Raw genomic sequence first — 25081 nt, 5'->3', positions numbered from 1 at the left:
TTCGTTTTGATGTATATTTATACATACACATTTGATGCAAGGAGAGAAGGGATCCACATGTCGATCGTTTGCCGGAAAGCGCTGCTCGAAGATGTCGATGCGCTATTTGAACTTATACAGGGTTATGCCGCTAATGGCATTATGCTGCCTCGGTCACGCGAGGCGTTAACCCGACAAATCGATACTTTTTTAGTTGCGCAGGACGGGGATCGTTTGATCGGCTGCGGTTCTTTGTTTCGGCTAGGGAGCGACTTGGTGGAAATACGGTCTCTCGGCATCGTGGACGGATACAAGGGTCAAGGGATCGGTAGTCGGCTCGTGGACGCGTTGATGGAAGAAGCAAAGCTCCAGGGCATTCCCAAAGTAATGGCTTTGACTTATGAATCGGCCTTTTTCCAGAAAAACGGATTTCATATCGTCGAAAAGGAAATTTTCCCGGAAAAAGTGTGGACGGATTGCGTTCATTGTCCTAAGCAGCACAAGTGCGATGAAATCGCCGTCGTGAGGTTGATTGAAGTCGCGCCGTCGACTGAGCAAATGAGTTTTGCCCAAATCTAATCGAACTGCCAAATCGGGCCGGAACGTCCTTGACACGACCGCCCTCGGTTTGGTATTTTTGTATTAGCCGTTAGCACTCATCGAAACGGAGTGCTAACGAAAGTAATTAGCGGAAAGCTTAAAGGAGGAGTTCGGATGCTAAGCGAACGTCAACGTATGATTCTGAACGCGATTATCGACGATTATATCCGTTCGGCCGAACCTGTCGGATCCCGTAGCATATCCAAGCGCGGCGACGTGACCTTTAGCCCGGCGACCATCCGCAACGAGATGGCGGATTTGGAGGAAATGGGTTTGCTAGAGCAGCCGCACACCTCCGCCGGCCGAATTCCTTCTATAAAGGGCTACCGCTACTACGTGGATCACCTCGTCACTTTGGACGGAGTAGAGGATCATGACGCCAGGAAGCTGCGTACTTTTTTCGCGGAGAAAATGAATCACTGGGAAGGCGTTATCGGGCACGCGGCGACGATTTTGTCGCAACTGACCAACTACACGTCGATCGTCCTCGGTCCGGAAATGTTCAGCACGACGCTAAAGCATTTTCAACTGATTCCGATTAACGAAGCGTCCGCCGTCGCCATTATCGTGGCGAATACCGGACACGTCGAGCACCGTACGATTACGATACCGGACGGAATATCGATGGAAGACATGAACAAGATCGTCAACATGTTGAACGAGAAGCTGACGGGAGTGCCCTTCTATAAGGTCAAATCCGTCCTGCATAGCGAGATTGCCAAAGAGCTAAGCCGTTACGTCGAGCACTGCGAGGATATCTTGACCCTTCTGGAAGACACGATTATGGAAGAACAGGAGCCGAAGGTGTACTTAAGCGGCGCATCCAACATGCTCACTCAACCGGAATTCAAGGATGTCGACAAAGCGAAGAACATTCTGGGAATGTTGGAGGAAACGCAATTGCTCATGCAATTGTTTCAATCCAATCCAGGCGGCATTCAGGTGAAGATCGGAACGGAAAACGCGCTCGAAGCGATCAATCAATGCAGTTTGATCACGGCCACTTATTCCTATGAAGGACAGTCGCTCGGTACGGTCGGAATTTTGGGGCCGACGAGAATGGAATACGGAAAAGTAATCAGCTTGCTCAATTTTCTATCCAAGGATATCGCTTTAATGATGTCCCGTTGGTATAAGTAAAGTCTGTATAGCCCCTTGTGAAGGGTGGCACGGTAAGGAGGTGAACTCTATATGAGTACGAAAGAGACGAAGGAGCCAGTAAACATGGAAGAGCATCAAGAGGACTCTTTGGAGCAGGAAACGGGTTCTGACGTGGAACAAACAACCCAATTGGACGACGAAACGCCGGCGGCTGAAGAAATCAACGCGGAAAATGCAGCCATTACCGAGCTTCAGCGCTTAGCGGATGATAATCATAGCCGATATTTGCGGGCGCAAGCCGATTTCGATAATTTCCGTCGTCGCACCGTTAAGGAAAAAGAAGAGCTAACGCAGTATGCTTCCTTGAAGCTGATCACGCAACTGCTGCCGGTATTGGATAATTTCCAGCGCGCTTTGCAGACCGGAGGCGAAGGCTCGGAAAGCGAATCTTTCGCTAAGGGCGTAGATATGATCTTCCGCCAACTGTCCCAAGTGTTGGAAGGGGAAGGGTTGAAACCGATGGAATCCGTCGGGCAGCCGTTCGATCCCGAATTTCACCAAGCGATCATGCAGGTGGAGAGCGAAGAGTACGATGAAGGCATCGTCGTCGAGGCGATTCAAACAGGTTACATCCTGAAGGATAAAGTCATCCGTCCCGCGATGGTTAAAGTTAGCGGCTAAGATGGTTATATACTTAAAAACAAGTCATGCACTTATATGAAGGAGGAAAATACAGTATGAGTAAAGTAATCGGTATCGACCTTGGTACAACAAACTCCTGCGTTGCGGTAATGGAAGGCGGAGAAGCCGTCGTTATCCCGAACCCGGAAGGCAACCGCACTACCCCTTCGGTGGTCGGTTTTAAGAAAGACGGAGAGCGCGTAGTCGGAGAAACGGCAAAACGCCAAGCGATCACTAACCCTGACCGTACGGTAAGCTCGATTAAACGCCACATGGGAACCACCCATAAAGAAACGATCGAAGGCAAAGCGTATTCCGCTCCCGAGATTTCGGCGATCATCCTGCAGAAGCTAAAAGCCAATGCGGAAGCTTACTTGGGCCAGCCCGTAACGCAAGCCGTTATTACGGTTCCTGCATACTTTAATGACAGCCAACGCCAAGCGACTAAAGACGCGGGTAACATCGCGGGCCTCGAAGTTCTTCGGATCGTTAACGAGCCGACGGCTGCGGCTCTCGCGTACGGCTTCGAAAAACAAGAAGACCAAACGATCCTCGTATTCGACTTAGGCGGCGGTACGTTCGACGTCAGTATCCTTGAGCTTGGCGAAGGGTTCTTCGAAGTTAAAGCAACAAGCGGCGACAATCACCTCGGCGGAGACGATTTCGACCAAGTCGTGATGGAATGGCTTGCAGGCGAATTCAAGAAAGAACACAGCATTGATTTGCTGAAAGACAAAGCGGCGGTACAACGCCTTAAGGATGCTGCCGAAAAAGCGAAAAAAGAGCTTTCCGGCGTTGTTTCCACAACGATTTCCCTGCCGTTCATCACGGTTGTAGACGGAGTTCCTCAGCATTTGGAGATCAATCTCAGCCGTTCCAAATTCGACGAATTGACGGCGAGCCTGGTAGAACGTACGATGGGACCGACTCGCCAAGCGCTATCCGATTCCGGATTGTCTGCTAAAGATATCGACAAGGTCGTTCTTGTCGGCGGTTCTACCCGTATTCCTGCCGTTCAAGAAGCGATTAAGAAGCTGACGGGACAAGATCCTCATAAAGGCGTTAACCCGGATGAAGTCGTTGCTCTAGGCGCCGCTGTTCAAGCGGGAGTACTGACGGGCGAAGTTAAAGACGTGGTATTGCTCGACGTAACTCCGTTGTCCCTCGGTATCGAAACCGCCGGCGGCGTTTTGACGAAGATGATCGATCGCAATACGACGATCCCAACGAGCAAATCGCAAGTGTACTCCACTTACGCGGATATGCAGACGCAAGTTGAAATTCACGTTCTGCAAGGAGAGCGCGCGATGGCGAAAGACAACAAAACGCTGGGTCGCTTTATTCTTAGCGATATTCCTGCGGCGCCGCGCGGCGTTCCGCAAATCGAAGTCACTTTCGACATTGATGCGAACGGTATCGTTAACGTATCCGCGCTCGACAAAGGCACGGGCAAGACGCAAAAAATCACGATCACTTCTTCCGGCGGTTTAAGCAAGGAAGAAATCGACCGCATGCAGCAAGAAGCCGAGCTTCACGCGGAAGAAGACAAAGCTCGTCGCGAGCTGGTCGAAGCGAAGAACGGCGGCGATCAACTGATCTATCAAGTAGACAAAACGATCAAAGATCTGGGCGACAAAGTCGACGCGGGCGAGATCGACAAAGCGAACGCGGCAAAAGAGAAGTTGACGACCGCTCTGGCTTCCGATAACCTTGAAGAGATCCAAAAGGCGACCGAAGAACTGACGGAAATCGTGCAACAACTTTCCGTTAAACTCTACGAGCAAGCTGCGCAAGCGCAAGCGGCTCAAGGCGGCGCCGACGGCGCGGCGGATGCCGGTCCTTCGAAGGATAATGTCGTTGACGCGGACTACGAGGTCGTTGACGAAGATAAGAAAAACTAAGGACTCGATGGCATAAACCGAAAGTCAAAGTGATTTCCGCCGACCGCGGAATCATTTTGACTTTCCTTCATGAGGAGGTGGAGAAGTGGCGAACAAAAGAGATTATTACGACGTATTGGAGCTGCAGAAAAATGCCTCCGCGGACGACGTGAAGAAAGCTTACCGGAAGCTGGCCCGCCAGTATCATCCGGACGTTAACAAAGAGCCGGATGCCGAGACGAAATTCAAAGAGGTCAAAGAAGCCTACGACGTGCTGAGCGACGATCAGCAACGGGCGCGTTACGACCAATTCGGCCATCAAGATCCGAACGCAGGGTTTGGCGGCGGAGCCGGCGGAGCGGATTTCGGCGGCGGTTTCGGGGATATTTTCGATATGTTCTTCGGCGGCGGTGGCGGGAGGAGAGATCCTAACGCGCCTCAACGAGGCAACGATCTGCAATATACGATGACGATCGAGTTCAAGGAAGCTGTGTTCGGCAAGGAAACCGATATTACGATTCCGCGCACCGAGACATGCGACACCTGTCATGGTAACGGAGCGAAGCCCGGAACGAAACCGGAGACTTGTACGGTTTGCCGCGGCTCCGGTCAACAGGAAGTGGCGCAGAATACGCCATTCGGCCGTATCGTTAATCGTCGCGCTTGTACGAATTGTTCAGGGCGCGGAACGATTATCAAAGATCGTTGCGGCACTTGTTCCGGCAGTGGTCAAGTGAAGAAGCAACGCAAAATTCACGTTAAAATCCCTGCCGGAGTGGACGAAGGCGCCCAGCTTCGCGTAAGCGGAGAAGGAGAAGGCGGTACTCGCGGAGGACCTGCCGGAGATCTGTACATCGTTCTGCGCGTGAAATCACATGATTTCTTCGAACGCGAAGGCGACGATATTTTCTGCGAGATTCCGTTAACCTTTACCCAAGCGGCATTGGGCGACGAGATCGAAATCCCGACTTTGACGGAGAAGGTTAAGTTAAAGGTTCCAGCGGGAACGCAAACCGGAACTTATTTCCGTTTGAAGGGCAAAGGCGTTCCGAAGCTTCGCGGATACGGTCAAGGCGATCAGCAAGTTAAAGTAACGATCGTTACTCCGACTCATCTAAGCGAAGATCAGCGGGAACTGCTTCGAGATTTTGCTTCCAAGAGCGGCGAATCTACGCATGAGCAAAGCAAATCCATCTTTGAACGCATGAAACGCGCCATACTAGGAGAATAACGATAATAACGGAAACCGTCCAATATAATGGGCGGTTTTTTGCGGCGTCATTTAAACTTGCGCGAATAAGCTTGGCTTCATCTGAGAAATCTAATCTAGATTTGCTTTGCAGGGTTAACCCCGGTATAACAAAGGAGGAATAACGGTTGAATAACGATCAAAACGATATCTCGATTGCTTTCGGCGAAGACGTGGAATTTTCCGAGGAGCTTGCGGATCAAGAGGATAAGGAAGCTCAAGAACGGGCGGCTGCTGCCGATCAGCGGATTAACGCCGCCGATGAAGGAGAATGACGCCGTTGGATATGCAGCCATTGCAGGCTAGCTTTGCGACTCAGGATCAAGCTGAATCCGTCATTCGCAAGTTAGCTTCTCTTCGCGGCGATCGTTTTCGGCTGGAGAGGGCTAGCGGGAACGCTAACCAATCATCGGAACTAAGTTCCGCTTCAACTGCCGACTCGGATAACCCAGCATCATCGTTGCTATCGAATTCCCGATTGGAAGCTTCCGAGGAATTAACGCCGGCTCGTTTAGGCTCATCCGCAGAATTCACGCTGTCCGCTAACGTGCCTGGCGAGGCAACAGAACAAGCACGAACCGTAATTCTCCAAGCCGGTGGCGTAATTTTATAAGCATCGTTGATCTTCGCATCACGCTTTGGCGTGGTGCTTTTTTTCGTAGCTATGTCCATTATCCCCGTTGCTTAGATACAGGATTAATTTCTTGCGCTATGTCCATTATCCCCGTCGCTCAGATGCAGGCTTGATCTTATATGTTCTATGTCCATTATCCCCGTCGCTCAGATGCAGGATTGAATTTATGTGCTATCTCCATTATCCCCGTTGCTCAGATGCTGGATTGTTTTCTTGTGCTATCGCCATTATCCCCGTTACTCAGTTGCAGGATTGATTTCTTGCACAATGGTCACTATCCCCGTTGCTCAGATGCTGGATTGAATTAATGTGCTATGGCCATTATCCCCGTCAGTCAGTTGCAGGATTGATTTCTTGCACTATGGTCACTATCCCCGTTGCTCAGATGCTGGATTGTTTTCTTGCGCTATCGCCATTATCCCCGTCGCTCAGATGACGATTGAATACTCGCGCTATGTCTATCTATTATCCCTTTCGTTCAGATACAGAATTGTGGTTTGCTAAAGCCTACTTATTATTCAGGATTGGTAATTCAGTAATTGACCATTGAAGATCGAAGTGAAATGATATCAAGGAATTAATTTATCCTGAGCAGAAGGGATAGAGACAAAGGACTTTGAACGATTGCACCAACGACGTGCACCAGCTTATTAATGAAGTTTCACCCCGACTAACCACTTCCCGATCAATTTTCCAACCTATCGAACTCCACTCCGAACGATAGAACGGCACCAAGCGACGAGAACTGACGGTTTAACCTGACTGAAGGGGATAATGGACATAGGTGTCCCGCGGACAGACAGCCCAATCCGAACGTCGACGCCCATGAAGCGAGCACATTACTCGATTGTCCGATCAACCGGCACCAGTCGACGAGAACTGACGGTTGAACCTGACTGGATGGGATAATAGACATACGTGCCAACAAATAGATCGCCCCACCCGATCGTCGACCATCAACCCTCATGTGCGGTGTGACCCGCCGACCGTCAAACCCCATAAACCGAGTGCACCACCCATCGACGAATCAAACGTACCAAGCGACGAGAACCGATGGTGAACTGACTGAAGGGGATAATGGGGATACGCGTCGGAAACGAGAGAAGCTGCGATACGATTGCTTAGTGTTTTGCATCCTGCAAAACAGTACGTGTATAATGAGATTCATTGAGCAATCACAAGGCTGGGAGTCATGAGGAGGAAAAGATTTGCGCTGGCATGAAATTACCGTCCTGGCGACGGAATCGTCTCAGGAAATGGTTACGCATTATTTAACGGAGCTTGGAGCGGGGGGAGTTTCGGTAGAGGAAGCCTGGTCGGCGGATAAACCGAGAGACACGACCTACGGAGAATTGTATGATACTCCTCTGAACAACATCAGACCCGGCTATGCCGAGTTTAAAGCTTATTTCTCGGAAGATACGAAAATGGAACCGATCGCCGTCGAGCTGAAGACTTTGCTTGAAGGGCTGCCGGAGTTCGGTTACGATGCGGGAGAGTTTACGATTACGGTCGGCGACGTACACGAGGACGATTGGGCGGACGCATGGAAACAATATTTCAAGCCGATCGCGATTACGGAGCGTTTAACGATTAAGCCGACTTGGGAGGAATACACTCCGCAAGGAGACGAGCTTATTATTGAAATCGATCCGGGTATGGCATTCGGGACGGGGGCGCATGCAACGACCGCCCTTTGTTTGAAAGCGTTGGATAGCGCGATAAAAGGCGGAGAGCAGATCATCGACGTCGGCACCGGTTCGGGCGTACTAGCGATCGGAGCTATGAAGCTGGGAGCATCGAAAGTGCTCGCTTTGGATTTGGATCCCGTAGCGGTGAAGTGCGCGCAAGAGAACATCGAGTTAAACGGCTACGAGAAAGAGGTAGAAGTCCGGCTCAGCGATTTGCTTGGCGTGCTGCACGAGAGCGAAAATATCGGCAATGACTCATCCGCGAACGTTTCCAATGGGATCACAACGGCCACGGTCGGCGTTACGCCTCCTGTCGATCTTGTCGTCGCCAATATTTTAGCAGAGATTATTTTGCTGTTCATCGGCGATGTCATGGAAGTACTTAAGCCCGGCGGAATCTATATTACTTCGGGAATTTATAAAAACAAAGAAATGATCGTCGAAGCGGGATTGCTCGCTGCCGGATTCGAGATCATCGACGTATTGAGACAAGAGGAATGGATCGCGTTCGTCGCTGGAAAACCTAAGGGGGAAAGCTAGTGGATAACTTTTTCTGGTTTCCGATTGCGCATCTGCCCGTTATCATTCTCATTATGCTTATCGCCTTTAGCGTCCATGAGTTTGCGCATGCTTGGACCGCATGGAAGTTCGGAGACGACACGGCGTATCGCGAAGGCCGGGTAACCTTGAATCCGATAGCCCATTTGGACTGGATCGGGATGTTATTCTTAGTGTTAGCGGGGTTCGGTTGGGCGAAGCCGGTACCGGTAAGACGCAGCAGATTCAAGAATCCTAGATTGATGAGCATCATCGTAACGGCAGCCGGACCGATCAGTAATTTGCTTTTGGCTTTTCTGTTTCTGTTTCTCATTTATTTATTGAACGCTTTGAACGTTTTTGATCATGTCTCGATGGATTTCTGGAATAATCTTTGGACTTTCATCGAATATTGGATGTCTATCAACCTTGCGTTGTTCATCTTCAACTTGATCCCCGTACCCCCTTTGGATGGCTACCGGATCGTGGAAGAGTTTTTGCCGCTCAGAACGAGAATCAAAATTCAGGAAATGGGCCAATGGATCACGTTCATTTTCCTTTTGATTATCTTTATTCCTCCGCTTCGGAATTCGACGATCGCACCGTTGCTGAGCTTGCGAGAACCGATTTGGAGAGGGATGGACCGAATCCTGAACCTCATTTTCTAGCGACGGGAGATCGGATCGATTTTCCTCATAATTGCAAGGTAACGAATGTAGCGAAAATAACCCGAACAAGGTATGATGAAGCATGGAACATAGGCAGGAGGCTGTTTGAGAGATGCAGCGTTATTTTGTGCCTCCGGCATTGATGGGCGAGATGTCCGTCTCGCTTGAAGGAGAAGACGCCCGGCATGCGGCCGCCGTCATGAGATCCAAACCGGGAGATTGTTTTATCGCTTGCGATGGTAACGGCCGAGACGTGCTGGCTAAGATCGTATCGCTTGATAAAGATAGCGTGCAAGCGGATATTATCGAAGAGTTATCCGTCACGGCCGAGATGACTTGGCAAGTTACGGTAGCTCAGAGCTTGCCCAAAGGGGATAAGCTCGAGATCGTTATCCAGAAAGGGACGGAAGCGGGAGCGTCGGCTTTCCAGCCCTTCATATCGCAACGTACGGTCGTGCAGTACGACGAGCGCAAGGAAGCGAAACGGATCGATCGTTGGCGTAAAATCGCCAAAGAAGCGGCTGAGCAAAGCCATCGCAGCGTCGTTCCGCAGATCTACGCGGTTAATTCATGGAAATTATTTTTGAAACAGCTCGCTGAGTTCGACTTGGTCTTGTTCTGTTACGAGGAAGAAGGGCGCGCCGGCAACGGACTGCGCGATGTACTCTCTCGGTTCAAGTCTGAGCGGACGGGCAAACCCGCGGCGCGCGTAATGGTCGTTATCGGTCCCGAAGGGGGCTTTACCCCGGAAGAAGCGGGAGCGGCTGCCGCGTCCGGAGCGACTTTAATCGGTTTAGGCAGAAGAATATTACGGACGGAGACTGCGGCGTTGTTCGCGCTCGCTTGTCTCGCATACGAATCCGGAGAGTTGGGAGGAATCTGAAGATGCCGAACGTGGCATTTTATACGCTTGGCTGCAAAGTCAACTTTTACGATACCGAGGCCATTTGGCAGTTGTTTAAGAACGAAGGCTACGAGCAAGTCGACTTCGAGCAGACGGCTGACGTCTATTTGATTAATACGTGTACGGTTACGAATACGGGCGACAAGAAGAGCCGGCAAATTATCCGACGCGCCGTGCGCCGAAATCCGGACGCCGTTATCGCGGTTACGGGCTGTTATGCGCAAACTTCTCCAGCCGAGATTATGGCGATTCCGGGAGTCGATCTGGTTATCGGCACGCAAGACCGGGAGAAGCTGATGTCTTTTGTTACCGACATTCAGAATGATCGCAAACCTGTAAACGCGGTGCGCAACATAATGAAAACCCGGGAGTTCGAGGAACTGGACGTTCCCGATTTCGCGGAGCGCACGCGCGCGTTCCTGAAAATCCAAGAGGGTTGCAACAACTTCTGCACGTTCTGCATTATTCCGTGGTCACGCGGACTATCTCGCAGCCGAAAGCCGGAAAGCGTGCTGGAGCAAGCTCGCCAACTCGTTGCCTCGGGCTACAAGGAAATCGTGCTGACCGGCATTCACACCGGCGGATACGGAGACGACTTGGAAAACTACCGGTTAGCCAACTTGTTAACCGATCTGGATAAGATCGACGGGTTGGAGCGGATTCGCATCAGCTCCATCGAAGCCAGTCAGATCGACGAGAAAGTAATCGCCATCTTGAACAGCTCGCCGAAGATGTGCCGACATCTGCACATTCCTCTTCAAGCGGGCGACGACGATATTCTGAAAAGAATGCGTCGCAAATACACGACCGCCGAATTCGCGGAGAAAATCCGCTTGATTCAAGAAGCGATGCCGGGAGTGGCGATTACGACGGACGTCATCGTCGGTTTCCCCGGCGAAACCCAAGAGCAATTCGAGAAGGGCTACAAGTTCATGGAAGCGATGAATTTCGCGGAAATGCACGTATTCCCGTATTCTAAGCGGACCGGAACTCCGGCGGCTCGCATGGATGAACAGGTAGACGAGGAAGTGAAGCACGAACGCGTGCATCAATTAATCGACCTGTCCGAGCGCATGCAAGCGGCATATGGTCGTGAGTGGGTCGGTAAAGTGCTTGACGTTATTCCTGAACGGGAAGCGAAAGGCGCGGAAGGAACCGGGTTAATTTCGGGATACACCGACAATTACATCCAAGTCGTACTTAACGGGGATCCGTCGTTGATCGGCAAGCTGTGCCGGGTTCGCATTACGGATTCTTCCGTGAACGAGTGCCAAGGCGAGCTTCTTGAAGTCATTGAAGCGGATTCGCAGCAGGTGGCCATGCAAGCTTGATTTTCGGACGAAGATTTCATCGCGGGGCGGATTTGCGCAAGCTTCCTCCTTTCGGTGAAGTCTTTTTCTCATACAGAGGAACTATAAGGGGGGAATCGGCGAGATGAAAAAAGAGATTTCCGCGGGTGGAGTCGTCTATCGTCAACGCGACGGGCAATTGGAAATTCAATTGATCGAGGATCGATTCGGTCGGATGACGCTGGCTAAAGGTAAAATGGAGCCTGGAGAGACGATCGAACAAACCGCGCTAAGGGAAATTCAAGAAGAAACGGGAATAACGGGGCAACTGTCCGCGCCTCTTCAAGTGATTTCATACGTATATGAGCATGCGCAACTCGGGACGGTGCAGAAGGAAGTCCATTACTATCTCGTTGAAGCGGGCGAAGGGCAACTCCAAGCACAGGTGGAGGAAATAACGGGAGTGGCCTGGTACGAGCCTTCGACGGCATGGCGGTTGCAACTTGATGCGGGATACGACAATAACGATGATGTGCTTAGGCTTGCTCTTGAGAAGCTGGGAATCCAGTTGGCCGGCTAAATACGAGGTGATCTCTTTGTCCGAGGAAAGACGTTTTCCTTCTTGGCAATCGAACGACAATTTGGCAGCTTTTACGGATTATACGCTTGTATCCGCCGAGGCTGGCGCTGGCGCTTTTCTCGATCTGTGCTCGGAAGCGGTCGCGGACGGTTATTACGGCGTGTGCGTTAGCGGCGGATGGGTTCGCTTATGCCGGGAGCGGTTAAGCGGGACTAAAGCGAAAGTCAGCGCGGTTGTCGGATTTCCGCTTGGAACGCACGCGACCCGCGCCAAAGCTTTCGAAGCATCGGCGGCGCTGGATGACGGCGCATCGGAGATCGATATGGTCTTACCGATCGGAAGGTTAGCGGACGGGGACTATGATTCGGTAGAGCGCGATATCGCCGCGGTCGTTCAAGCGGTTCAAGGCGGGGCGCTAGTGAAGGTGATTTTGGAAACGGGGATGTTGACCGAAGAGCGGATAACCGCCGGCGCCAAGATCGCGGAAGCGGCGGGCGCGGATTACGTCCAGACTTCTACCGGCTTCGGGGGCAGGGGGGCATCGGTATCCGATATCGCGCTGATCAGGTCGGCGGTATCGATTGAAATGGGGATAAAAGCATCGGGAGGTATCCGGAACGCGCAATCGGCGATCGAATTATTGGCCGCCGGAGCTAATCGGATCGGGAGCAGCTCCGGCAAAGCGATCGTTCACGGATTATCGAAGCTACTCTAAGCTAGGCGGAATCGGGATCGGAAGAACGCCAGAAGGGCATGTAAGCGATCGGAAGGGCGATCAAAGAGCATAACACGTTAAAAATCGTCTGGGCGTGGGCGATTTGTGCGGACGGATCGCCGGGGGCGAGGAAGGCTGCTGCCGAATGGAGCGCGCCGATCAACGGATAGAAGAGCAGCGCTCCACCCGCGTTAAGGGCAAGCTGGGAGAGCGCGACGAAGCGGCCTCCTTTTCCTCCGCCGAGAGAGGCGACCAACCCGGTAAAGCATGTACCGATGTTGGCGCCAAGGACGATCGCTATCCCGGCTTCGGGCGAGATCGCTCCAGTGGCAGCCAGACCCATGCACATGGCGATGACCGCGGCGCTGGAATGGACGAGAGCGGTAAGCGCCGCACCGCCTAGGACGCCCCAGATTAAGTTCTCGTTCGTATGTTGCATCAATGTCTCGAACATGCCGTTGGTCCGCAGGGCCGGTCCCATCCCTTGGAGCAGTTTAAAGCCGAGGAGAAGCAACCCGAAGCCTCCCAAAGCGACGGATACATAACGCAACGCCATTCCGATTCGGGGATCGGAATCCGGACTTCTCATTTCGTTCATCATATAAGTCGCAAGCCAACCGGCAGCGCTTATGGCAAGAATAGCCATTCCGAAACGATGAAGCTCCAAGCTCATCAGCTCCGTCGTGAGACAAGTTCCTACGTTGGTTCCGAGGATAATGCCGAAGCTTCGGGAGAGGGAGAGCCAGCCCGCGTTCACGAAGCCGATCGTTAGGACGGTTACGGCCGTGCTGCTCTGGAGCAGAGCGGAGGCGGCGGTTCCGACGGCAAAACCTCGGAGCGGCGTCGAAGTCGAACGGGACACCCAGGTAGTCAGCTTGCGTCCCGCCCAACGTTGCAACGAGGTTTCCATGACCTTCATACCGGACAGTAATAACGCGAACCCGAGTAAAGACGGGATTATGAAGCTGGCAATCATATTCGCACCCCCATTTAACACTATGCGAAAACAGGACAAGTTTATGATCGGATATGGAATCGATAAGGAGTGGAAGGTTAATGAGCAGTCAAGCCGCAGTATGGTTAAATAAAGGGAGACGTCAGCGTCTTGAGGAAGGACATCCTTGGATTTATGCGAACGAGATAGCCAAGATGGAAGGCGAAGCGAAGCCGGGTCAATTAGTCGAGGTGAAGGATCATCGCGGACAATTGCTTGGCACCGGCTATTGGAACCCGGCTTCGCAGATCACGGTTCGTATCGTAGCTTACGGGCCGTTGGAAGCGATGGACGAAGATTTCTTCCGAAAACGTTTCGAGCGCGCGAAGGATCATCGTTATCGTTTTCTTGGCGAAGAAACTTCTTGTCGCCTTGTTTACGGGGAAGCCGACTTTCTGCCGGGGCTAGTCGTCGATCGGTTTAACGACGTTCTGGTTGTTCAAGTGCTTACGCTGGGCATGGACGTCGCGAAAGAAGCTTGGCTTCCGGCATTGGTCGATGTGTTCGCGCCTCGCGGCATTTACGAGAGAAGCGACGTAGGCGTTCGCACGTTAGAGGGTCTAGAAGAAACAACCGGCGTCTTGTACGGGGAATGCCCGAGACTCGTGGAAATCTTAGAAAACGGGTTAAAAGTTCAGGTCGATATCGAGGGCGGCCAGAAAACGGGCTATTTTTTCGATCAGCGAGAGAACCGGGCTTCGATTAAGCCTTTGGTGAAAGGTTGGGGCGCTCGGAGTGGTATTAAATTGGTGGAGCAAGTAACGGAGAATGGAGGCCTTCGGACGGTTCCGATAAACGAGAAGGGGAGCGTCGTCACGTTCCCTTATTGGGATGGGGCTACCGTACTGGAATGTTTCGCCCATACGGGAAGTTTTACGCTGCATGCCTGCGACTACGGAGCCAAGAAAGTCACCTGCCTCGACATTTCCGAGCACGCGCTGCAAACCGCTCGGCATAACGTAGAAATTAACGGGTTCTCGGATCGCGTGGAATTCGTGGCCGCGGACGCTTTCGAGTATTTACGACAACAAGTAGCAGGACGGGACGAGCGTCAAACGAGAGCGAACGCCAAGGCAGCAGGCGTAAAAGTGGATACTTCCAAGCCTCTTGCATCCGAAGGAAGGACTTGGGACGTCATCATTCTCGATCCTCCGGCCTTCGCCAAGACGAAACGGGCAGTCGAAGGAGCTTGCCGCGGATATAAGGACATTAACCTTCAAGCGATGAAGCTGCTTAACGAAGGGGGCTATCTGGTGACGGCTAGCTGTTCATATCATGTGAGGCCGGAGCTGTTCCTGGAAACGATCCAGGACGCGGCCAAAGACGCGGGCAAGATCATTCGCCGGATCGAATGGCGCGGCGCGGGCAAGGATCATCCTCAGCTTGCCGGCGTTGAAGAAGGACACTATTTGAAATTCGGAATATTCGAGGTGCGAAGCCGCAAAGAGCTGTAATTTCAAGGCGCGGACAATTTGTTAAGAAATTGTTAGCAAATCGAAGGATGTTTTCATCCCGTTTAGGGAACATTTCTAACGCCTCTGGATTATGTTTAATCTATAGGCAAGGAAACGGGAGGTAGCATCATGGTGCATGAAGTGATTTTGTTCGGCAAACGCGCGGTGCCATTGGAAAATAGGGCTAAAGCCCTGAGTAGCCGCAGTCGGTTTAACAATCGAATGAGAGCTATGGCGGACGACCTGGAGTTCCGCCGCCGTTGGAAAAAAGTCAGTTATATCGAGTTGTGGTCGGATGCCGCGATTTTCAAATACGAGGACGGCACGAAGTGGTATATGAATATCTCATAATCAAGCAGCGAAAACGATTCGAACGCCGGGGAAATCCGGCGTTTTTCTTATGCGGTCGGATTGTCGGCGGTAAATGACAATTTCGCGAACGCCTGTGCGCCTTTAGGGTGCCTATGGTACAATGGTCGAAGAAGGTTGTCGCGAATGTCACGCAATAAGCGGCATCTAGATTTGATCAGGATATCGGAATTGATTTGGAGGGTTGACGCATGTCGCTTCGGCTAATAACGGGTCGTTCGGGTAGCGGAAAGACGCAGCTGATATTGAATGAGATACGGAGTAAGCTGCAGAGCGATCCGTTGGGAACTCCGCTAATATTGCTCGTGCCGGAGCAAGCGACTTTCCAGATGGAATACGCGATGGTGACGACGCCGGGATTACCCGGGTTTCTTCGGGCCCAAGTACTCAGTTTCCGCAGGCTCGCCTTTCGGGTGATGCAGGAAACGGGCGGCTCAGCCGTCGTTCCGATACACGATAACGGTAAAGCGATGCTTTTACATAAGGTGCTGGAAGCCCGCAGGGAAAGCTTAAGATTGTTTCGCGGAGGGAAAACCGAATCGGGCTTAATTACGCGAATCAACGACTTGTTGACGGAAATGAAAAGATACGGAATCGGCAGCGATAAATTATCGAAGCAAGCGACGGCGACGGCCGAACGGGTAGCGGCGACGAAAGAGTCGGCTCTGCTAGCGGACAAGCTTCACGATCTGTCAATGATCTATACCGACATGGAGCAACAATTGGTCGGTCATTGGTTGGACGGAGAGGACATGCTGGGTTGGCTTGCGAGGGGCGCCGCGGGATCGACTTTCCTCAATGGCGCGGAAATTTGGCTAGACGGATTTCATGGCTTTACGCCGAGCGAGTACGCGGTTATCGAAGCTCTATTGCGAAAAGCGGATAAGGTTAGCGTTAACCTGTGCCTAGATCGGCCTTATCACGCCACAGAAAGGCCGGACGAGCTTGATCTGTTCCATCCTACGGCGGAGACGTCGGCGCAATTGTGCGAGCTGGCGCAGGCGTCCGGCGTGCATATGGAGCCGCCGGTCGTCCTTGATCCTGAAGTCTCGCCGCGTTTTCGGAACAACCCGATGCTTGCTTTCTTGGAACGGAATTGGGGAAATCGCAAGAAGTGGACGGGAGAATCCGCGTTCTTGGCGCCGGAGCATCCCGGCTGCGGGTTACATCTTTACGCGGCGGCCAACCGCAGGGCGGAAGCCGAAGCCGTTGCCCGGGACATGCTGTATCGGGTGAGAGAAAATGGGAACCGGTGGAGAGATATGGCTCTATTCGTCCGTAAAATGGACGATTACGCGGATTTATTAGCCACCGTATTCGGCGACTATGGCATTCCGTATTATTTGGACGGCAAGGCATCCGTATCCCACCATCCTCTAGTAGAATTCGTGCGTTCCGCGCTCGAATGCGTCGCCGGCGGATGGAAAGCCGAAGCCGTATTTCGCTGCGCCAAGACGGATTTGCTGGGAACGCCTGACCGACGCGTCTCGCGGGACGAAATCGACCGCTTGGAGAACTACGCGCTGGCCGCGGGAATCGACGGCTGGCGCTGGCATTCGGCACAAGCCTGGTTCCCGTTGTTCAGGGGAGATCTAGAGGATGAAACATCCATTATGGATGCCGAGGAAGCGATGCGAGGATTGCTCGACGTAAGGGATGCGCTGCTGAAGTCGTTATTGGCGCTAGAAGAAGGTATGAAGTCCGCAAAAACGATCAGAGAGCTGTGCGAGAGCTTATACGGGTTTTTAGAGCAAACCGGAGCGGCGGACATGTTGGAACAATGGAGCAGAGAGGACGGAGCGACGGGGAAACCGGGTCGCATGGCCGTTCATCGCCCGTTATGGGATGGAATGATCAATCTGCTAGATCAATTGGTAGAGTTGATGGGGGATAACTCCGCGGATATTCAATTGTTCGCGGGTATGGTGGATTCAGGCTTAGAAGAATTAAAGCTGGGAGCGGTTCCGCCGTCGCTTGACGGCGTCTTGATCGGCAGCCCGGAGAGAACCCGATCCGATCGCGTTCGGATCGTCTATTTGCTCGGCGCGAACGACGGGGTGCTTCCGATGCGGATATCCGAGAACGGCTTGTTCGCGGAAGAGGAACGCGACAGATTAGCCGTCACGGGTTTATCGCTAGCGCCGGGAGCGCGCAGAAGGCTATTGGACGAGGCGTTTTTGGCCTATTTGACGTTTACGACCGCTTCCCAGCATCTATGGGTTAGTTATCCGCAAGCAGACGATGAAGGCCAAGGTTTGCTTCCGTCGGAGTGGATCGGCAAGCTGAGGAGCCGGTTTCCGGGCATTCCGATTCGCTCGGTCGCCGCGGAGCCGCTGGAAACGCAAACGGAAGCGGAGCAGTTGGAGTACGCGGCTCATCCGGGAAGGGCTTTGACCCATTTGTTGACGAGACTTCGCGGCTGGCGGCAGGGAGAAAGAATTTCCGCGGGCTGGTGGTCGGTATACGATTGGTTAAGGGATCGGGAAGATTGGAACGTGAGGCTTTCCTCCCTGGTCGCCTCGTTGAATTACTCGAACGTGGAGGAGCCGCTGACTCCGGAGACGAGCCGATTGCTGTACGGGGATCGTCTATTGGCGAGCGTGTCGCGGATGGAGCGGTTCATCGCTTGTCCGTTCCAACATTTCGCCGTACATGGCTTGCGGCTGCAAGAACGGCGCTTGTTCAAGGTGGATTCGCCCGACATCGGGCAATTGTTCCATGCGGCGCTACGCCAGACGACCGAGAAGCTGTTCGCGGAAGGACCGGCCGGGATGGATGCCATGCGTTGGCAGATCGAAGCGGCCGCCGCGGTGGACAAGCTACTGCCTCGCGTTCAATCGCAAATCTTATTATCTTCCCACCGTCATCAGGTGATGGCGCGCAAGCTTCGGGATATCGTAACGCAAGCTTCGGCCATCCTGGGAGAGCATGCCGCGTTATCGGCTTTCAAGCCCGTCGGACTCGAGATGAGCTTCGGGCCTAAAGGCTTGTTGCCGGCGCTTTCGCTGCAATTGGACGGCGGACGCTGGATGGACATCGCCGGAAAAATCGACCGCGTCGACGCGGCTCAATCCTCGTCCGGGTTGCTCCTTCGCATCATGGACTATAAATCTAGCGCTATGAAGCTTAAGTTGGACGAGGTGGCGCACGGACTTTCGCTTCAGATGCTTACTTATTTGGACGTCGTCGTTTCCCATGCGCCTCATTGGCTCGGACAAGCGGCCAAACCGGCGGGCGTGCTTTATTTCCATGTGCAGAATCCTCTGTTGCTTACGCCGAACGGAATGCCCAAAGAGGAGGCTCGCAACGCCTTATTCCGTCAATACCGCATGCAAGGCTTGCTGTTGTCCGACGGAGAATCGGTCAAGCTTATGGACGAATCGTTGAATCAGAACAGCAAATCGGCGGTTGTTCCCGTCGAATTCAAGAAGGACGGCGCGTTCTCCGCGCGATCCCAAGTCGCCAACGAAAGCGAATGGGAAGTGCTGCGGGGATCGGTTCGTTCTCAGATCCGCCGTATCGGCAAACGGATAGTCGACGGTGACGTGGCGATTACCCCGTACCGGATGGACAAGCGCAGCCCGTGCACGTTTTGCGATTTCCGGCCGGTGTGCCATTTCGATAGCCAAGTAGAAGGCAATGCGTATCAGGCTTTAAGCAAAGCCGGCAGCAAGGAAGAGTTATGGCAGCGGCTGGCCAACGGCGCGCAAGGGAGTGAATCGAATTGAAGCAGCTTAGGATATGGCCCGCAAAGCCGGAAAACAGTCGTTGGACGGACGAGCAATGGGCCGCGATAACGGCGGACGGTTCCAACTTGCTCGTGGCCGCGGCGGCGGGCTCGGGCAAAACCGCTGTGCTCGTCGAGAGGATCATTTCGCGAATCGCGGACGAATCTCGTCCGCTCGACGTTGACGCCATGTTGGTAGCTACGTTCACGAAAGCGGCCGCGGCGGAGATGAAGGAAAGAATCCGGCATGCGCTCGAGGAATCGTTGGAGAAAAATCCGGACTCCAGGCATTTGCGCCGCCAGATCGCCCTTCTTCCGCGAGCGTCCGTTACGACTCTTCATTCGTTCTGCCTAGAGATCGTCGAGAGGTACGCGCCGCTAATCGAGCTTGATCCCGGCTTCCGAATGGCGAACGAGACGGAGGCAGAGCTCTTGCGAATGGATACGCTGGACGAGCTGTTCGAGGAGCGCTACGAAGCCGAAGGAGAAGCGGGCCCGTTGGCGGCTCTCGCCGATCATTTCGGCGGAGAACGAAGCGACGAGCCCCTTCACAGGCTTGTGCTGGAGCTGTTCGAATACGCGGGCAGCCATCCTTGGCCGGAACATTGGCTTCGAAAGACGGCCGGAGAATTCGAACGCGCCGAAGCGGAAACGCTTCTAAATTCCTTGTGGGTGAAAAGTTTGCGCGAAGATGCCGTATTACTGTTGCAGGGTACGCTTCATCTTCTGCGAAGCGCGTTGCGGATCGCCCATGAACCGGGAGGTCCGGAGCCTTATATCGATACGCTATTCGCGGATATCGACGGATTGGACAGGATTGCGCGAGCCTTTGACGATGGCGTCTGGGAGGACTGGCAAGCCGCGGTAGCGGATATTTCCTTCGGGCGGCTTAAGCCGTGCAAAGGCGACGAGTACGATCCGCTTCTTATCGAGCGGGTCAAAGGGTTGAGAGACGCGGCCAAGAAAGCGGCAGGCAAGCTGTCCGAGGAGTGGCTTGTCCGTTCTCCCGAGCAGTACGCTTCCGAGCTGCGCGCGTTGGCTACGGCGATGGAGCAGTTGGCCGAGCTAGCCGTGCAATTCGGAGAGCGCTACGAGCAGGCCAAGCGGGCTAAGGGGCTGCTCGATTTCAGCGATCTCGAGCATTACGCGCTGCGGATATTGCGGGATTCTTCTTCGACGCCGGAAGGCAGTTTTCCCTCTCTGGCGGCACTCGGATTTAAGGATCGATTCGCGGAAATCTACCTGGATGAATACCAGGATACGAACGAGGTTCAAGAAGCGATCGTTTCGCTAATTTCGAGGAAAGAACCGGGAAACGTGTTCATGGTCGGCGACGTGAAGCAGAGTATATACCGGTTCCGTCTGGCCGAGCCGGGTCTGTTTCTGGAGAAATACAAAACGTACGAAGCCTATTCCGGTTCCGCGGATCCGGAAGACGCTTCGTCTTTCACGGCGGATGAGGATGGGCTGCGCATTGATCTGGCGCGAAACTTCCGTAGCCGCAGGGAAATCTTGAATGCGGTCAACCATGTGTTCAGGCTGATCATGAGGGAGCCCGTCGGAGAAATGAATTACGACGAACGGGCCGAACTCATCTACGGCGACGGATATCCCGACGCCGGTGAGCCGAATCCTTATTCCGTGGAGTTAATCGTATTGGATTCCGCGCCGGTTGCGGCTTCCGAAGGAGACGCTGCTCAAGGTGCGGACATTACGGAAGCCGGCGCCGCGGAAGTAAACGAGAACGGCTCCGCGCCCGCGGAAGAAGCCGAGGACGCGGAGTCCGCGCAGTTGGAAGCCAGATGCATCGCGGCCGAGATCCGCAAGTTAATGGGATCGGACGAAGAAGATCGGCTTCCGTTCGCGGTTTATGACGGTAAAGCCAAGCTGCATAGACCCGTACAGTTCAGGGACATCGTCATTCTGCTAAGAGCGGTTTCCGCGCTTGCGCCCGCGTTCCTTGACGAGCTGAAAGCGGCAGGAATTCCCGCTTACGCGGATCTTGCGACGGGTTACTTCGCCGCAACCGAAGTCGATATCCTGTTATCGCTCCTGTCCATCATCGATAATCCGCATCAGGATATTCCCCTTGCCGGCGTGTTGCGTTCGCCGATCGGAGGATTTACCGCGGAGCAGTTGGCGCGAATCCGTCTAGCTCGCCGCGGCGGTTCTTTCTGGGAAGCCGTTAACGTTGCCGCGAAGGGCAACGAGGATGGCGCCGATTCGGTATCCGCGGGGGAATTGCAAGAGGCGATAGCAAAATTCGTTAGCAAGCTGGGGGAATGGCGGAATTTCGCGCGAAGGGAGCCGCTCGGGGATTTGCTGTGGATGTTATACCGCGAGACCGGCTATTACGACTACGTAGGCGGATTGCCGGGAGGCGGGCAAAGGCAGGCGAATTTGCGAGCGCTTGTCCATCGGGCGGTCCAATACGAACGTTCCTCGAAATTCCGGGGGTTGTTCCGGTTTCTCCGTTTTCTGGGCCGGATGCGGGATACGGGAGCCGATCTCGGAGCGGCACGCGCGCTCGGGGAGAGCGAGAACGTCGTGCGTATCGTATCTATTCATCGCAGCAAAGGATTGGAGTTTCCGGTCGTGTTCGCCGCTGGGCTGGGTCGGAATTTCAATCGCCGGGACTTAAACGGAGCGTTCTTGAAACATAAGAAGCTAGGCTTCGGACCTCGGGTCATGGAGAAAGAAACCAGGGTCGCCTACCCGACGTTGCCTCAACTCGCCATTCGCAGGAAGCTGGCCGCGGAAATGCTCGCCGAAGAAATGCGGGTGCTGTACGTGGCTTTGACCCGGCCCAAAGAGAAGCTCTATCTCATCGGTACAAGCAAGGATGCCGTTAAAACGTGGGAGCAATGGAGCGAAACCGCGGCTATGGCGGACGGGAGCTTGCCGACGTTCGCCGTCGGCGCTGCCTCTAAGTATTTGGATTGGTTGGGTCCTGCGGCGGTAATCGCTAGCGAATTTGCGGATCCCGCGCGCAGATGGAACTGTCGGATCGTTCCCGCGATTTCGTATACCCGCCAGTCGACGGAATTACAGGAATCGAACCCGGACGAAGCGAGGTTATGGAATGCGGTTTTGAACGGCGAGAAGGTTGGCGCTGGGAAATCGGACGCATCGGAACGAATAAATCGCATGCTGTCTTGGGAGTACCATGAAATCGCGGCCACACAAGTCGCGGCCAAAACTTCGATCACGGCCTTGAAGAGCAGGATAAACGCGTCCCAACCGTCAATTGTCGAACCTCCAGTCGCTTACGAAGACGAGCTTCAGCTCCATGAGCAGCAAGAGCGTTCCTCCGCGGAAGGTTGGACGGAAACGGATCCGCAATTCGGCGGTTCGTCCGTCAATCCCGTAGTCCTTCCCGCGGCCACGTACCGGCTTCGTCGCCCCCGCTTCATGTCGGCTAAGCATTTAACGCCAGCCGAACGCGGCACGGCATTTCACTTGGTCATGCAGCACTTGCCAATCGAAGCGGGAACGACGGAGCGACGGGTCCATGACCTGCTCGAGAGCTTGACGGAACGGCGCATATTGTCCGCCGCGCAACGCGAAGGCGTCGAAGCTTCCGTCATCGCGGCGTTCTGCGAGACCCCGCTGTATTCGCGCCTCGGCAAAGCGCTGCAAGTATGGCGGGAAGTCCCATTTACTTACGGGCTAGATGCGGCCTCCGTTTATTCCGGTTCTATCGAGCCCTCTGCCGAAGAGACCGTCATCATTCAAGGGGTCATCGACTGCTTGTTTTCGGAGGAGGATGGCCTTGTGCTTGTAGACTATAAGACGGATGCTCTTAAGGGAGCCGATGCGGCGGACGCGGCGGAGAAGCATCGCTTTCAGGTGGAACAATACTGCGAAGCGGTACAATCGATTCTCGGTACGAAGGTCAAGGAAGCTTACGTTTATTTTTTTGACGGGGGACAGACGATTCGTTTGCTCTGAACAAAATAGGTTAAGCTTCGCAATAATCGATTAATTATTAGCGGTTGCTCGGGAGGATTTACCATGTCGGATAAAGCTCAAAACAAAAGAACGTACACGATCCCGGTTCTCTATATCGTTATCGTATTGATGATGACTTTAATTATCGTCGTTTATTCCAAATATTTGTTGACCAAACAAACGCATACGACGGATTTAGGGAAACAATTATCCGAGCAGTATAGCTATGCGTTGATTTATGCCGATCGGCTTCATGACGGCGCAGACCTCTTGCTGAGCGCCAAGACGGAATCGAAACGGTTACAAGCGGCGCAATGGCTCGGAGAGGCTCATCTGGCTTCCGGCGAGACCGTAGGCCTATTCGTGGAAGCCGCCTCTCTGACGACCGGGCAATCGAGAGAAGAAGCAAGCAAGCCGTTATTCGTCGCGATGAACGCCGTGATGGGTCAGGAAGGTCCGATAGCGTCGATCGGCGATATTGACGGGCCGTTAACCGACGATCAGAAAGCGAAACTGACAATCATTCGCGACGCTGCAGCGCAAATGCAGGAAGCTCTGAATCGCTTTCGTCCGCCCTCCGGGGAAGCGGGCTTCCGCCAGATGATCACGATTGCGGATTGGGTTCCGAACGCGGTCGAAGCGAGTAAAAGTTTAGAACGATTAGCCGGAAATCTGTAGTCGGCTAAGCGTATAGGGCTATTCCGCTGGGGCTTTCGCGCCCCGTGGGATCAGCCCTCGTTTTGTTGCGCCCATTTCTTTCACCCTTAAGTAGCCATTCGCCTAGTTCCGCATATGATGTTGGAGAAGGCAAGTGCCCAAGGAGGGATTGCAAATGGAGAAACCAAAACCCCAGCCAGCACCGCAACCAATCCAGAAACAAGCAGAAAAACCGAATGTATTCCCAGTGGAGGAAGTCCACCACGAGCATAAACATCCGCACGAGCATAAACTTCCGATTTATCCGCATCCGATGTATCCGAAACCCGTCGCCAAGAAAGTAACGAAATCTTTGTGCGAATCTCATATGCATCGCTACGTGGAAGTTCAAGCCGCGGATGGCTACTGTTACGACGGAATCGTGGAGCACGTCGACGACGAATGGTTATGTTTGGCGGTACCCGGAATGGCGGATCAGATGCGCGCATTCGGTCCGTTCTATCCCTATCGGCCAAGACGGTTTAACCGGCTTGTGCTGCCCCTTGCGGGGCTGGCGGCCATATCGTTGCTGCCCTATTACTGGTGATCGTCATGCGATCGTAACAAGTCTGCAGCCGAGCTGCAGGCTTTCTTGTTTTGCGTACCGAGTGATGACGTATAGTTGGACGGGGACGCTGGAAATGCGTTATGATAATTGCAAAATGATTTTCTAGGGGTGCGTAAATTGTCGGATTGCTTATTCTGTAAAATCGTCGAGGGAACGATTCCCGCTCGCAAAGTATTCGAAGACGATCAAGTCGTCGCTTTCCACGATATTCAACCGCAAGCTCCGGTCCATCTGTTGGTTATCCCGAAGAAGCATATCGCTTCGATGAACGAGTGGGAAGAGGGAGACGCCGCTTTGCTCGGGCATACGTTGTTAAGCGCCCAACAGATCGCCAAAGAAGCGGGGCTCGCGGATTCGGGCTATCGGCTGGTCAACAACTGCGGCAGCGATTCCGGCCAATTGGTTTTCCACGTTCATTGGCACATTCTGGGCGGCGAGAAACTGGCCGGTCTTAACCCGCAAACAAAATAGGAAATGACTCATTTCGTTAACCGATGACGAAGAGGAAAAACTTAGTGTCAAAGGATTCGTATTTTTCGGCAGACTCAAGTTGACACCCCCTTTCCTCATCACATATAATATAGTTTGATAACCGTGTTGGGTCTGTTGCGGAGGGAGGGAAAACAGGTGGCCGAAACAAAAGTACGAAAAAATGAAACAATCGACGCTGCACTCCGCCGCTTTAAGCGTTCCATTGCCAAAGACGGCGTTCTCGCGGAAGTGAAGAAACGTAAACATTACGAGAAACCGAGCGTTAAGCGCAAGCTGAAATCCGAAGCTGCGCGCAAACGGAAGTTCTAGGAGGAATCCGCAC

At 53.4% G+C, this 25081-nt stretch carries 23 protein-coding genes; 21 read left to right on the top strand and 2 right to left on the bottom strand.

What is annotated here, in order from left to right; translation table 11 throughout:
- The first annotated feature begins 57 nt into the window (after positions 1-57).
- From HH215_RS11110 to HH215_RS11080, 7 genes are all read left to right on the top strand, one after another.
- Complete coding sequence (locus tag HH215_RS11110; RefSeq protein ID WP_169279960.1) at positions 58-558, top strand: N-acetyltransferase; 501 nt, start codon at positions 58-60, stop codon at positions 556-558.
- A gap of 135 nt (positions 559-693) precedes the next feature.
- Positions 694-1719: a heat-inducible transcriptional repressor HrcA gene (gene hrcA, locus HH215_RS11105; RefSeq protein WP_169279959.1), complete on the top strand. Its 1026-nt coding sequence runs from the start codon at positions 694-696 to the stop codon at positions 1717-1719.
- Positions 1720-1770: 51 nt separating this feature from the next.
- Complete coding sequence (gene grpE / locus HH215_RS11100; RefSeq protein ID WP_169279958.1) at positions 1771-2361, top strand: nucleotide exchange factor GrpE; 591 nt, start codon at positions 1771-1773, stop codon at positions 2359-2361.
- Positions 2362-2417: 56 nt separating this feature from the next.
- A complete protein-coding gene (gene dnaK / locus HH215_RS11095; RefSeq protein WP_169279957.1) occupies positions 2418-4262 on the top strand; it encodes a molecular chaperone DnaK in 1845 nt (614 codons plus the stop codon).
- A gap of 85 nt (positions 4263-4347) precedes the next feature.
- Positions 4348-5472: a molecular chaperone DnaJ gene (gene dnaJ / locus HH215_RS11090; protein ID WP_169279956.1), complete on the top strand. Its 1125-nt coding sequence runs from the start codon at positions 4348-4350 to the stop codon at positions 5470-5472.
- A gap of 146 nt (positions 5473-5618) precedes the next feature.
- Positions 5619-5765 (top strand): YfhD family protein, encoded by a 147-nt coding sequence (locus HH215_RS11085; RefSeq protein ID WP_169279955.1) that lies wholly within the window; start codon positions 5619-5621, stop codon positions 5763-5765.
- 5 nt (positions 5766-5770) lie between these two features.
- Positions 5771-6103, top strand: a complete 333-nt coding sequence (locus HH215_RS11080; RefSeq protein WP_169279954.1) for a hypothetical protein — start codon at positions 5771-5773, stop codon at positions 6101-6103.
- Between the two features lie 706 nt (positions 6104-6809).
- Here HH215_RS11080 and HH215_RS11075 read toward each other — a convergent pair.
- Positions 6810-7049, bottom strand: coding sequence for a hypothetical protein (locus HH215_RS11075; protein ID WP_169279953.1), 240 nt, complete (start codon positions 7047-7049; stop codon positions 6810-6812).
- 283 nt (positions 7050-7332) lie between these two features.
- Between HH215_RS11075 and prmA the strand changes: the two genes are divergently transcribed.
- The 6 genes from prmA (at position 7333) to deoC (ending at position 12508) form a co-directional block, all read left to right on the top strand.
- Complete coding sequence (prmA, locus tag HH215_RS11070; protein WP_169279952.1) at positions 7333-8355, top strand: 50S ribosomal protein L11 methyltransferase; 1023 nt, start codon at positions 7333-7335, stop codon at positions 8353-8355.
- Entirely contained in the window at positions 8355-9020 is a 666-nt protein-coding gene (locus tag HH215_RS11065; RefSeq protein ID WP_254450444.1) for a site-2 protease family protein, read from the top strand. The genes prmA and HH215_RS11065 overlap by 1 nt, the downstream gene beginning before the upstream one ends.
- Positions 9021-9132: 112 nt before the next feature.
- Positions 9133-9903 carry a 16S rRNA (uracil(1498)-N(3))-methyltransferase gene (locus tag HH215_RS11060; protein WP_169279951.1) on the top strand — a complete coding sequence of 257 codons (771 nt, stop codon included), beginning with the start codon at positions 9133-9135 and terminating at the stop codon, positions 9901-9903.
- A gap of 2 nt (positions 9904-9905) precedes the next feature.
- Positions 9906-11255, top strand: coding sequence for a tRNA (N(6)-L-threonylcarbamoyladenosine(37)-C(2))-methylthiotransferase MtaB (gene mtaB / locus HH215_RS11055; protein ID WP_169279950.1), 1350 nt, complete (start codon positions 9906-9908; stop codon positions 11253-11255).
- Between the two features lie 103 nt (positions 11256-11358).
- On the top strand, positions 11359-11793 hold the full coding sequence (locus HH215_RS11050; protein WP_169279949.1) for an NUDIX hydrolase: 435 nt from the start codon (positions 11359-11361) through the stop codon (positions 11791-11793).
- Positions 11720-12508 (top strand): deoxyribose-phosphate aldolase, encoded by a 789-nt coding sequence (deoC, locus tag HH215_RS11045; RefSeq protein ID WP_254450443.1) that lies wholly within the window; start codon positions 11720-11722, stop codon positions 12506-12508. Before HH215_RS11050 ends, deoC begins: the two co-directional genes overlap by 74 nt.
- 1 nt (position 12509) lies before the next feature.
- On the opposite strand, the gene HH215_RS11040 is transcribed toward deoC, so the two are convergent.
- Entirely contained in the window at positions 12510-13484 is a 975-nt protein-coding gene (locus HH215_RS11040; RefSeq protein WP_169279948.1) for a Na/Pi cotransporter family protein, read from the bottom strand.
- A gap of 80 nt (positions 13485-13564) precedes the next feature.
- Between HH215_RS11040 and HH215_RS11035 the strand changes: the two genes are divergently transcribed.
- The 8 genes from HH215_RS11035 to rpsU all read left to right on the top strand — a co-directional run bounded on the left by HH215_RS11035 (position 13565) and on the right by rpsU (position 25068).
- A complete protein-coding gene (locus HH215_RS11035; protein WP_169279947.1) occupies positions 13565-14956 on the top strand; it encodes a class I SAM-dependent rRNA methyltransferase in 1392 nt (463 codons plus the stop codon).
- A gap of 129 nt (positions 14957-15085) precedes the next feature.
- Positions 15086-15307: a hypothetical protein gene (locus tag HH215_RS11030; RefSeq protein WP_169279946.1), complete on the top strand. Its 222-nt coding sequence runs from the start codon at positions 15086-15088 to the stop codon at positions 15305-15307.
- A gap of 209 nt (positions 15308-15516) precedes the next feature.
- A complete protein-coding gene (gene addB, locus HH215_RS11025) occupies positions 15517-19053 on the top strand; it encodes a helicase-exonuclease AddAB subunit AddB (RefSeq protein ID WP_169279945.1) in 3537 nt (1178 codons plus the stop codon).
- Positions 19050-23003 carry a helicase-exonuclease AddAB subunit AddA gene (gene addA, locus HH215_RS11020; protein WP_169279944.1) on the top strand — a complete coding sequence of 1318 codons (3954 nt, stop codon included), beginning with the start codon at positions 19050-19052 and terminating at the stop codon, positions 23001-23003. Before addB ends, addA begins: the two co-directional genes overlap by 4 nt.
- Positions 23004-23066: 63 nt before the next feature.
- Positions 23067-23681: a hypothetical protein gene (locus HH215_RS11015; RefSeq protein WP_169279943.1), complete on the top strand. Its 615-nt coding sequence runs from the start codon at positions 23067-23069 to the stop codon at positions 23679-23681.
- A 154-nt stretch (positions 23682-23835) separates the two neighbouring features.
- On the top strand, positions 23836-24246 hold the full coding sequence (locus tag HH215_RS11010) for a hypothetical protein (protein WP_375140495.1): 411 nt from the start codon (positions 23836-23838) through the stop codon (positions 24244-24246).
- Positions 24247-24384: 138 nt separating this feature from the next.
- A complete protein-coding gene (locus HH215_RS11005; RefSeq protein ID WP_169279942.1) occupies positions 24385-24738 on the top strand; it encodes a histidine triad nucleotide-binding protein in 354 nt (117 codons plus the stop codon).
- 156 nt (positions 24739-24894) lie between these two features.
- On the top strand, positions 24895-25068 hold the full coding sequence (gene rpsU / locus HH215_RS11000; protein WP_115990702.1) for a 30S ribosomal protein S21: 174 nt from the start codon (positions 24895-24897) through the stop codon (positions 25066-25068).
- Positions 25069-25081: the final 13 nt, after the last annotated feature.

The sequence above is a fragment of the Cohnella herbarum genome (genome assembly GCF_012849095.1).
Taxonomy (GTDB): domain Bacteria; phylum Bacillota; class Bacilli; order Paenibacillales; family Paenibacillaceae; genus Cohnella; species Cohnella herbarum.
The sequence above is the reverse complement of the archived record's forward strand: the minus strand, read 5'-3'. Positions and strand labels throughout refer to the sequence as shown.

What these genes read in the sequence shown, in the direction of transcription:
- HH215_RS11110 (WP_169279960.1), top strand. Translation starts at nt 58, where the DNA reads ATGTCGATCGTTTGCCGGAAAGCGCTGCTCGAAGATGTCGATGCGCTA.
- hrcA (WP_169279959.1), top strand. Translation starts at nt 694, where the DNA reads ATGCTAAGCGAACGTCAACGTATGATTCTGAACGCGATTATCGACGAT.
- grpE (WP_169279958.1), top strand. Translation starts at nt 1,771, where the DNA reads ATGAGTACGAAAGAGACGAAGGAGCCAGTAAACATGGAAGAGCATCAA.
- dnaK (WP_169279957.1), top strand. Translation starts at nt 2,418, where the DNA reads ATGAGTAAAGTAATCGGTATCGACCTTGGTACAACAAACTCCTGCGTT.
- HH215_RS11060 (WP_169279951.1), top strand. Translation starts at nt 9,133, where the DNA reads ATGCAGCGTTATTTTGTGCCTCCGGCATTGATGGGCGAGATGTCCGTC.
- mtaB (WP_169279950.1), top strand. Translation starts at nt 9,906, where the DNA reads ATGCCGAACGTGGCATTTTATACGCTTGGCTGCAAAGTCAACTTTTAC.
- HH215_RS11050 (WP_169279949.1), top strand. Translation starts at nt 11,359, where the DNA reads ATGAAAAAAGAGATTTCCGCGGGTGGAGTCGTCTATCGTCAACGCGAC.
- deoC (WP_254450443.1), top strand. Translation starts at nt 11,720, where the DNA reads ATGCGGGATACGACAATAACGATGATGTGCTTAGGCTTGCTCTTGAGA.
- HH215_RS11040 (WP_169279948.1), bottom strand. Translation starts at nt 13,484, where the DNA reads ATGATTGCCAGCTTCATAATCCCGTCTTTACTCGGGTTCGCGTTATTA.
- HH215_RS11035 (WP_169279947.1), top strand. Translation starts at nt 13,565, where the DNA reads ATGAGCAGTCAAGCCGCAGTATGGTTAAATAAAGGGAGACGTCAGCGT.
- HH215_RS11030 (WP_169279946.1), top strand. Translation starts at nt 15,086, where the DNA reads ATGGTGCATGAAGTGATTTTGTTCGGCAAACGCGCGGTGCCATTGGAA.
- addB (WP_169279945.1), top strand. Translation starts at nt 15,517, where the DNA reads ATGTCGCTTCGGCTAATAACGGGTCGTTCGGGTAGCGGAAAGACGCAG.
- HH215_RS11015 (WP_169279943.1), top strand. Translation starts at nt 23,067, where the DNA reads ATGTCGGATAAAGCTCAAAACAAAAGAACGTACACGATCCCGGTTCTC.
- HH215_RS11010 (WP_375140495.1), top strand. Translation starts at nt 23,836, where the DNA reads ATGGAGAAACCAAAACCCCAGCCAGCACCGCAACCAATCCAGAAACAA.